Origin of the sequence: Marinilabilia sp. (assembly GCF_016278715.1) — a bacterium.
Lineage (GTDB): Bacteria > Bacteroidota > Bacteroidia > Bacteroidales > Marinilabiliaceae > Marinilabilia.
The window spans coordinates 1-9,465 of the sequence record NZ_JADQBH010000093.1 but is presented as its reverse complement, the minus strand read 5'-3'; the positions used below and the strand labels follow the sequence as shown (position 1 = coordinate 9,465).

At 42.8% G+C, this 9,465-nt stretch carries 10 protein-coding genes; all 10 read right to left on the bottom strand.

Annotated features, from left to right (window positions below; genetic code table 11):
• On the bottom strand, nucleotides 1–296 hold a 296-nt coding region (locus QZZ43_RS05755), incomplete at its 3' end, for a DUF302 domain-containing protein (protein ID WP_291856974.1).
• A gap of 85 nt (nucleotides 297–381) precedes the next feature.
• The gene (locus QZZ43_RS05750) at nucleotides 382–2,514 is read right to left on the bottom strand and encodes a copper-translocating P-type ATPase (RefSeq protein ID WP_291856973.1); all 2,133 of its coding nucleotides are present in this window, start codon (nucleotides 2,512–2,514) and stop codon (nucleotides 382–384) included.
• Between the two features lie 125 nt (nucleotides 2,515–2,639).
• On the bottom strand, nucleotides 2,640–2,864 hold the full coding sequence (locus tag QZZ43_RS05745; RefSeq protein WP_291856972.1) for an SHOCT domain-containing protein: 225 nt from the start codon (nucleotides 2,862–2,864) through the stop codon (nucleotides 2,640–2,642).
• 155 nt (nucleotides 2,865–3,019) lie between these two features.
• Nucleotides 3,020–3,283, bottom strand: a complete 264-nt coding sequence (locus tag QZZ43_RS05740) for a hypothetical protein (RefSeq protein ID WP_291856971.1) — start codon at nucleotides 3,281–3,283, stop codon at nucleotides 3,020–3,022.
• Between the two features lie 190 nt (nucleotides 3,284–3,473).
• Entirely contained in the window at nucleotides 3,474–4,046 is a 573-nt protein-coding gene (locus QZZ43_RS05735; RefSeq protein WP_291856970.1) for a hypothetical protein, read from the bottom strand.
• 144 nt (nucleotides 4,047–4,190) lie between these two features.
• Nucleotides 4,191–5,723, bottom strand: a complete 1,533-nt coding sequence (locus QZZ43_RS05730; protein ID WP_291856969.1) for a multicopper oxidase family protein — start codon at nucleotides 5,721–5,723, stop codon at nucleotides 4,191–4,193.
• Nucleotides 5,724–5,985: 262 nt separating this feature from the next.
• Nucleotides 5,986–6,381, bottom strand: coding sequence for a heavy-metal-associated domain-containing protein (locus QZZ43_RS05725; RefSeq protein ID WP_291856968.1), 396 nt, complete (start codon nucleotides 6,379–6,381; stop codon nucleotides 5,986–5,988).
• A 332-nt stretch (nucleotides 6,382–6,713) separates the two neighbouring features.
• Entirely contained in the window at nucleotides 6,714–7,055 is a 342-nt protein-coding gene (locus tag QZZ43_RS05720; RefSeq protein WP_291856967.1) for a P-II family nitrogen regulator, read from the bottom strand.
• Nucleotides 7,056–7,244: 189 nt separating this feature from the next.
• On the bottom strand, nucleotides 7,245–7,574 hold the full coding sequence (locus QZZ43_RS05715; protein ID WP_291856966.1) for a hypothetical protein: 330 nt from the start codon (nucleotides 7,572–7,574) through the stop codon (nucleotides 7,245–7,247).
• Nucleotides 7,575–7,679: 105 nt separating this feature from the next.
• The gene (locus QZZ43_RS05710; RefSeq protein WP_291856965.1) at nucleotides 7,680–9,464 is read right to left on the bottom strand and encodes an efflux RND transporter periplasmic adaptor subunit; all 1,785 of its coding nucleotides are present in this window, start codon (nucleotides 9,462–9,464) and stop codon (nucleotides 7,680–7,682) included.
• Between the last annotated feature and the right edge of the window lies 1 nt (nucleotide 9,465).

Here is a 9,465-nt window from a genome sequence, read left to right as displayed (position 1 = left end):
ACAGGATCCACTGCAGCAACTTCAGTTTTACCATTTCCCAGGTCTTGTATAATCACACTGCACGGGAGCATAGTGCCTATTTTATTCTCTTGCTGTAAGGCTTTGTAAGCATTGGGAGGATTGCAGGCACCCAAAATTTTATATTTCCTGAAATCCACATCCAGTTTGGCTTTCAGTTTTTCGTCAATGTCAATCTCAGACAATATACCAAAGCCCTGCTGTGATAAAGCTTCTTTTGTCTTCTCCACTGCAGAGTCAAAATCTGTGTTGAGGGTTTTTTCGATGTAATAGTTCATAGTTGTTCGTTTTTTAGAGTTTAACAATAAGGGTGGGGGGATAGAGTTGCAGGTAAATGAAATTCATGAATTTCATTTACTGCTTCTACTTCAGCTTTCGCTTCAGCAACTGTGCGTTAACAGCCACAATCACTGTACTCAGACTCATGAGGACCGCACCAACGGCGGGGCTAATCACAATACCTGCACTATACAGAACACCTGCAGCCAACGGAATGGCCACCACATTGTATCCGGTTGCCCAGACGAAGTTCTGAATCATCTTTCGATAGGTGGCTTTTCCAAAGGTTATTAGTGATGCAATATCCTGAGGATTACTGTTCACCAGAATAATATCGGCCGTTTCTGCCGCCACATCGGTTCCCGATCCTACGGCGATGCCAATATTGGCAGTGGCCAGGGCCGGAGCGTCGTTGATGCCGTCACCCGTCATGGCAACAAATTCGCCATTTTCCTGAAGTTCTTTAATCTTCTCCAGTTTTTGTTCGGGTAAAATTCCGGCAAAATAGTCATCAAGTTTCAATTCGTCACTCACGGCTTTGGCCACTTTCTCATTGTCGCCGGTCATCATCACCACCTTAATGCCATTTTCTTTTAAGGTTGCAATGGCCTCATGGGCCTCAGGTCGAATTTCATCCGACATAGCAATGACCCCTGCCGGATGGTCGTCCACCAGTACAAAAACCACCGTTTCCTGCTGATTGCCTTTTTGGTCATCAGTAATTTCTATGTTGTTCTCTTTTAGGTAGTTAGGGCTCACTACTTTTACTTTTTTATTGTCCACAAGCCCTTCGATTCCCTTTCCGCTGATGGCATTGAAATCATCTGCTTCATTGATGTCAAGTTCCAGTTCTTTTATTTTTTGCATAATGCCGGTTGCCAGTGGATGCTCCGATTTGGATTCCAGGGCTCCCGCCAGTTTGAGGATATCATCCTTTTTATACTCCTCTGAAAGGGCTTCGTAGCGGCTTACAGCAAAGTTTCCTTTGGTTAACGTTCCGGTTTTATCGAAGGCCAGCACCGTAATTTTGCGCGAATTTTCAAAGGCCGTCCGGTTGCGGATCAACAACCCCTTGCTGGCCGCTAATGAAGTTGAAATAGCGACGACCAAAGGCACGGCCAGCCCCAGGGCATGGGGACAGGTTATGACCATAACACTGACCATTCGTTCAAGGGCAAAAACAAAACTTTCGCCAAGCAGCAGCCAGGTGATTAATGTGCCAAATCCAACGGTTAGTGCAACAATGGTAAGCCAGGCAGCTATCCGGTCGGCAAGATTCTGTGTTTTGGATTTTTTATTTTGTGCTTCCTGCACCATGTCGATGACTTTGCTGAGGTAGGCTTCTTCACCAATCTGTTGCACCGAAAGGGTTAGAGAACCATTGCCATTGATGGTGCCACCAATTACCTTGTCATCTTTGGATTTCTTTACCGGTTTGGATTCTCCTGTGACCATGGATTCGTTCACACTGCTTTCACCATCAGTGATGACACCGTCCACCGGAATCTTTTCGCCGGGATGAACCAGTACTTGGTCTTCTTTTTTCAGTTCATCTACTTTTACATCTTCCGTTTCACCATTTTTCAAAAGGTGAGCTTCAGAAGGCATGAGGGCTACCAATTTCTGGAGAGACTGAGATGCTCCCATGACTGACTTCATCTCAATCCAGTGACCCAACAGCATGATGTCTATCAATGTCGCCAGTTCCCAGAAAAAACTGCTGCCTTCAAGTCCGAAAGTGGTGGCCGAACTGTAACCCCAGGCAACCGTGATGGCCACTGCAATTAGCGTCATCATGCCCGGTTGTTTTTTCTTCAACTCGTCAATCAACCCCGAGAGAAAGGGCCATCCACCGTAAAAGAAAACGACCGTGGAAAGTGTGAACAGCAGGTAGTTGTCGTATCCCTGAGTCAGCGAGAATTCAAAGCCAAGAAGACCCTGTACCATGGGAGACAAAACCAATATCGGAATGGATAGAATAAGTGATATCCAGAAACGTTTCCGGAAATCCCTGATCATCATGGCATGGTGCTGAGAGTGGTCGTGGCCACCATGGCCCCCATCTTCGTGAGAATCACCATGGCTTTCGTGGTTTTCATGTCCATGGTGATGATTATGTCCGCCATTCTTATGTTTATGGTCCTGCAGTTCCTCTGGGTTATCTATACCATTATTTTGATGAGATGAGTTGTGGTGATCTTTATGGTTTTTTTGCATAAAGTTTGTTTTTGGGGTTATATTTAGTCTGGCGGATTCTTTGTGAGCAAAGCGGCCAAGCCTGGCGGTATCCACCATGACTTTTGGCAGATACCATCCAGCAAACCTAATTCACCAAACCTTTTCTATTCCAAATCTTTTTTGCGTTGTTCAAATTCAGGTTTATCAATTTCACCTTTGGCATAGCGTTCTTTTAAAATGTCGAAAGGCGATTTACTCCCGGACTGGATATTAGAGCTGTTTTGATTTGCCGATTTTGCGAAAAACCAAATTATTGCCACGATGATGATGAGGCCAATGATCCAGCCCCATCCCATCCCCCATCCGTGTCCTGTGAATCCGTCCATCATAGTTGTTGTCTTTTTGTGTTGGTCTAATTCATCGATTTTTTTATTACAAACACACCAGGGTTTGTTGGTTTCGTGCTTGTTCCAGGAGAAATAGTGATCTACATATTTTTTGAGTGTTTTAATCCTCCTGATTCTTGTACTGATAGTGGTTGTGTTTAGGACTCCTGATGATCTCTGTTAAAGCTCTGTTTTGTCTGGGCTCCCATCAGTGTCTTTTCACGATCTTTAAATTCCTGCTCATTGATCTCTTTGTGAGCATATTTCTCTTTTAAAAGGTCAAGACCTTTTTTCAAAGGAGACTGATTGTTTTTCCTTTTTTTATAGGAGTTGGTTATTAACCAGATTATAAAAGATAACACTACCACCCCAATAATGATGGTCACAATATTCTCCTGTCCTAAAACGCCTTCTTCAAACATGATTTACTCCTTTCATTTTAGCCTTGATATGTCTTTCAGCGCTCTGCAATCAAACAGTCTTTTTTGTTTTTCGAGATACCTGCACTCCTTCAGATAGACGCTTTCCCCACCCCTTTTTTTTGGAAGGGGGCTGGGGGGCTTCTATCTTTACTCCGTAAGGCTTCCTTGTATCATTTCATGTGTTTTATTGTTATTGATTCCTCATTCCCTGCATCATTCCATCTGAATTATCATCCATCATTTTACAGGCTTTTTCCTGTTGTTCTTCATTGAGAACCTTACGCATTTTCATTGCTGTTTCGTAAGCCTTTACATGCATCTTTATCCTTATGTCAGCGCATTCCTGAAGCTGGGCCTGCACCTCATCCGATGAGGCTTCATTTTTAAGAAGTTCTTCGAGCCGATTGTTCTGCTCATTCATTTCAGACTTCATGTCCACTTGTTGTTTTTCAAACGCAGCTTTCATGTCAATGAGTTCTTTGGTTTGTTCGGAAGAAAGGGAAAGTTTGTCCTGCATTTTTGGCATCATGTTTACCATCATCATGTAACGTTGCATGGGCATATCCTGCATCATCATATTGTCGTGCATGGGCCTCATCCTGAGATTCTGCATCATCTTGCCCTGCATGTCGGGCCTTTCTTTTTCCTGCATCATCATCTCTTTTTGCTCATTGGATTTCTTTTTATCCTGTTTGTCCATCTGAGCATTTGCAGTTAATGTTCCTGATATCAGAATCAGGATTGCGATTAATGTAGTTTTCATAATTATTCCTCCTGTTTTTTGTAAATATTAGTCTTTCGTATATTTAATTGATTATTTCTTTGAACTTTCGGATTCAAGCTACTTCTGCCTTGCAATTGCGCTGCCAGGAACTAAGAGCCAAGAGCTAACCGCTAACAGCTAATTTCACGGAAGCACTTCGTAATTCCGCATCATTCCCATGTCTTCGTGCTCAAGGTTGTGACAGTGATAGATGTATTTTCCGGTGAAGTCTCTGAAAGTCATTACTACTTTTACTTTCATCCCGGGCATCAGCAAAAAAGTATCCTGCCAGCCCTGGTCGATGAAGCCGTCTTTTACACTTTGCCAAACAGCCGCATCCATACCGGAAACATCCCGTTCTGTAATTTGAAACTGTAATCCGTGAATATGGGCAGGGTGGGGGAGTTGCATCATGTCCTGCATCATACCCATCCCGCTACCGTTGTCTCCGTTTATGAACTGCCAGACTTCCGTGGTGTTGAGTTTCACTTTCTCCCAGTCTGCTACTTCTTCCATATCGAAAGTTTCGCCGTTAATGACCCAGTTCATGCGATCATTATAAAAGTGGAATTGTTTAGGCGAATCATAATTGACAGCTTTTGTTGGGTCAATTGGTTCAATAGCATCGAAACGTTGGGGCAGTTTTAATGATTTACCTTTTTCCTGAGCAACTTTAAAGGTATGTATATCCATGGGTCCTCCGTTTTTTCCGGAGGTATCCCCTTGCATCATTCCGCCTCCCATTTGGCCCATAGAGGTGCCTGAATTAAAAGCCAGACTTTTAAGGATAACTTGTTCGTTAGTTTTGAAATTCGAAAAATCTTTCCAAATTTCCACCCTCTCGCCAGGAGCCAGAATTAAATAGGGTTTGCTGATGGGGTTTTCCAGTAATCCGCCATCTGTGGCTATAACTCTTACGGCTGAACCATCGCTCCAGGCCAGTTTGTATATGCGGGCGTTAGAGCCGTTAAGCACTCTGAAACGATATGTTGCCTGCTTAACAGTTTTGGTTTGCTCTTTTTGCCCGTTAATAAATATCTGATCTCCCAGAAACCCCTCCATGCGTTGCATGGGACTACCTTCAACATACATAAGTTGATTGTTTTCATCAAATGATCTGTCCTGAATTACCAATGGCTGGTCGTATTCACCCGAAGGCAATTTCTCGTTTTTACCCTCAATGATGAATAATCCAGCCAGGCCTTTGTAAACCTGAGGACCGGTAATTTTATCGGGATGTGGATGAAACCAATAAGTGCCGGGGCGATCAACAATCTCCATTTCGTAAACGTAAGTTTCGCCGTTGTTAATAGCATGCATTGGATGTCCGTCCATCTTGGGCGGTAAATGCAAGCCATGCCAGTGGATAATGCTTTCGCGCGGCAGGTGGTTTTTAAAGATGACCCTGATTTTTTGTCCCCGCTTTACTTTGATGATTGGCCCGAGATAGGAACCTTCTATTTTGGAGAGGTTGTAGTCTTCCCCTTTGATCAATTTTGCGTCATAGTGAAATACTTCCGTTTTTGGGCCATCTAAGAGCTGCATAGCCATCGGTTGAGCGGTTAACTCAATTTCTATATCGGGGTTGAAATCTTTGCTTTTTTCCGTTGAGCCGGTATTGGAGCTGTTTTTCCCTTGTGCATTACAGGCGCTCAGTCCGGCTGTAATAAAAAGCATGACAATGAATTTTGTGGAAGTGAAGTTTTTCATAATCAATGTCTTTGGAAGGGTAACAAGCAGGAATTAAGATTGTTTGATGGAGCAATGGGCATAGAGCAGAGCGCATAGAGCATAACACAAGATGCATGAGCTATGGCTCCCTCCCGGTGCCATAGCTCATGTCTTATATCTTAGTCGTAAATAAAATTCATGAATTTTATTTACGTCCGATTGAGCGGCTGGTTTTCAGTGACAATGCTCCTTGCTCCAAGCCTTCTGCCTATTCTTCTACTTCTTCTTCTACTTCCTCTACTTCTAGTTTAGTACCTATTTTCTCCATTTTTTCAGAACGGTCGTATTTGCAGCATCCCGGAAGTTTATCATAAACTTCATCCGAAGCTTTGTGTTTTCCAGCGTCATGTCCTACTTTTGCAATGGCTTTTTGAATGTTATCCAGCGAGGTTTTTGACTGGTCAAAGACAACGGTTGCCATCATGGACTCTTGATCCCAATCGGCTTGGCTAACTCCTTCAACTGAATTTGCAGCTTTCTCGATACGGGTTTCACACATGCCGCAATTGCCTTTTACTTCAAATTTTTCGGTTTTGCTTTGTGCAAATACTGCTACTGATCCAATGAGCAACATGGATAACAGACTTAACATTTTACGTTTCATAGCGATTTGTTTTTAATGATTAATAGTCTTGAACTGTGGTTAAGGTTGATGAAATTTTTTATGCAATATCATTGGTGTCTGGTTAAAAGATTGAGATTGCTGCACTGCGAGCAAAACGAAGCAATCTTCTTTCAATAAATATATTTCTCCAGACAATGCTGATGTAATATAACTCTTTGTGGTAAGTTTAATTTTACATTATTCCGGGGAAAAATTACATAATTCCTTTGTTTATATAGTAATGGCAATTCTTCTATTGTTTCTGTAATCAGGATGGGTGACTTTGAAATTATTTTGCCCCTTTCACATGTTCTCCTCTGTTCAGGTTTTCCTTAAATCGATTTAATCCCTGAATCATTGTTTTTGATTTTGTAGGCTTCATCAACAGGCGACACTAAAATCATTCCGTCACCCTTATATCCGGTTCGTCCTTTTTCCCGAATGAGAGCAACTACCTTTTTTACATTGTTTTGAGAAACCAATATTTCAATTTTGGTGACCTTGCAAGCATCCGCAAATGGGTATTTTTCGCTGATGTGTCCTTGCTCACTGTCGGTGTATTTTCCGGTTCCTTCACATTCAACCAGAGTCATGGCACCAAAGCCTTCAGATTTTAAGGCCTTGTAAACCTCCTCAACTTTAATATGACGGATGTATGCTTTAATGAGTCTCATTCCTTCAATGTTTAGTTGGTTAAACAGTCCGTTTTATTTTTATGCAAATAGCTGTAAACAAATTTCTTATGGCCGTATTGAACTCACAATCTTGCTCGTTTCATTATTTCCTTCATCAAATTTATCTGCGGTTGATTGCATTTCTTGCTATTTGATCATCTCATCACGAAGATTCATGAATTAATCAGGTTAATTTGGATGGTCAGGATTACAGCAGTCCGGTTGTCCACCTTTAAAAGCTTCATTATTGCCTTTAGAGATGTAGTCTGCCAGTTTTTTAAGCCATCCTTTGGATTGTTTGCTTTTATCTAAAAATGCATAGCCGATATTCTCCAGTTTCTGCTTCAGGAGTTCTTCTGTCTGTACATAACCATCGTATGTGATGGTCACCTCTAATTCCGAAACGTTTGCCTTTTCAACTCCCTTCAATTCTGACATTTGATGTATAATTTCCGGAATGTCGTTTTTCGAGACGGGTTTTGAAAACTGAAAAGAGCTTGTTATCATACTTTCATCCATGACTTAAATGTTTTGTTGGTTAAAACGAAGTAAAGTCTCAGCTTTGATTAAGGCTAAGGTTAAAAAAATGAATGAATTGTTCTTTTATTAACCTCAATCTCAACCTTATTTCAGCGTCTCTCTCACCTCCCCGCACTCCAGCATCATATCGCCATAATACGGGTTGCGGATGTTTTCTTCAGTACTCAACCAGAAAGCACCTTTATCATTGTTTGCCATTGGGCAGAATTGGTAGTAAACAGTTTTTCCGTCCAGCCCGAATGCTTTAATCTTATTAAAAATGATGGGATTGAACTCCACAAAAGCCGCTCGTTGTATTTCTAGATCCTCCGATTCGCTGATGGTATTCAGTGCTGATTTCATTTTGTCGAGGTTTTTCATCCAGAAGACATGAGCGTTTCCTTTGAGCAGGGCCATGTCTGTGTTTTTAAGTGCCTGGAGCGTTTTTTTTGCCTCGGAAGATGTTTTTTCAGCATCCGATGCCACCATGGCATCTTTCATGTCAATGTACTGTTCAAAAAGTGCCGTCAACTGTTTTTTAAATAGTTTTGGGGCGTCATAGCCAGAAATCTCTTTGTTTTCAGATGGCTGAATGGTGCTTTCCATGTTTTCCATTGCGTCTTTAGACATATTACCATGGTCATGTGCTGTAGCAGGCTTGCCACCTTCGGGGCTCATCATACTTGGTTTTCCGGCCAGCTGTGCTGCTGCATCAATGCTGAAAGTTCCGTTGACAGCCATTTCCTCACCGGATTTCAGCCCCTCTTCAATAATATAGCTGTTGCCAAGATCCGGGCCTAAAAGGACCTCACGCATTACGAAACCGACATTGTCTTCGGTGTTTGTTTTAACATAAACCACTGAGCGCTTCCCGGTCCACATAACAGCTGACTGGGGAACAATGATATCTTCTTCGCCACCTGTAGCGCCGGCCTTCACTTCGCCCGATACAAACATTTCGGGTTTCAGACTAAGGTCTGAATTATTGATCTCCACGCGGGCTTTGGCTACCCTGGATTTAGAATTAATGACTGGATCGACGTATGAAATCTTTCCGGAAAATGTTTCGCCGGGCAGTGAAGCAACTGTAAAAGTTACTTCATCACCTTTTTCAATCCAGGCGATGTCACTTTCATAGACATCAAACAGCACCCAGACATTTGATAAATTGGCGATTTTGTAGATGGTTTGTCCCCGTTTTACATAGTCCCCCGGATTTACCAGTTTCTCGGTAACATATCCCGAAACATCAGCAAGAATAGGAAATTGTTCTTTCAACTCTCCTGATGCGAGGATCTTTTTAATTTGTGCATCGGTAAGCTTCCAGTTTTTCAACTTCTCATGAGCTGCCCGGAATAGTTCCGGTTGAGTTTCTTTGAGTTCTCTGGCTTCCAATAACTCTTCCTGTGCGGTTACCAAATCAGGGGAATAGACATAAGCTACAGGTGATCCTTTGGTGACATACTGGCCGGTAAAATTGATGGTCAGTTTTTCAATGCGACCGGGCACATGTGATGTCTGGGAATAGACTTGTTGCTCATTTGTATCCACTTTGCCGTCTAGTCGTATGGTTTTATGTGCCATTCCTTTTGTTACTGTTTGAGTCTGGATGTTGGCCAGCTGCATAGCTGTGGGTGACATGCGGATTTCACGAGGGTCGGCCTCGCTATCATCCTTTTTCAGAGGGATGAGGTCCATTCCGCAAATGGGGCAATTTCCGGGTTCGGATTGTCTTATCTGCGGGTGCATGGAGCAGGTCCAGATGGTTTCTTCACCTGCTTCAGCTTCGGTGTGTTCGTGTTGAGACGCCCGATCGGGCGTCTGTACTTCCCCGGAGCCGCCAAAGAACAGCCAGCCCAGTAAAAGTCCGGCTACCAGGGCCACTCCAATG

Bases quoted from the DNA above. Each gene is read 5' to 3' on its own strand.
- QZZ43_RS05735 (WP_291856970.1), bottom strand. From the start codon at position 4,046: ATGAAAACTACATTAATCGCAATCCTGATTCTGATATCAGGAACATTA.
- QZZ43_RS05725 (WP_291856968.1), bottom strand. From the start codon at position 6,381: ATGAAACGTAAAATGTTAAGTCTGTTATCCATGTTGCTCATTGGATCA.
- QZZ43_RS05730 (WP_291856969.1), bottom strand. From the start codon at position 5,723: ATGCTTTTTATTACAGCCGGACTGAGCGCCTGTAATGCACAAGGGAAA.
- QZZ43_RS05740 (WP_291856971.1), bottom strand. From the start codon at position 3,283: ATGTTTGAAGAAGGCGTTTTAGGACAGGAGAATATTGTGACCATCATT.
- QZZ43_RS05745 (WP_291856972.1), bottom strand. From the start codon at position 2,864: ATGATGGACGGATTCACAGGACACGGATGGGGGATGGGATGGGGCTGG.
- QZZ43_RS05720 (WP_291856967.1), bottom strand. From the start codon at position 7,055: ATGAGACTCATTAAAGCATACATCCGTCATATTAAAGTTGAGGAGGTT.
- QZZ43_RS05715 (WP_291856966.1), bottom strand. From the start codon at position 7,574: ATGGATGAAAGTATGATAACAAGCTCTTTTCAGTTTTCAAAACCCGTC.
- QZZ43_RS05750 (WP_291856973.1), bottom strand. From the start codon at position 2,514: ATGCAAAAAAACCATAAAGATCACCACAACTCATCTCATCAAAATAAT.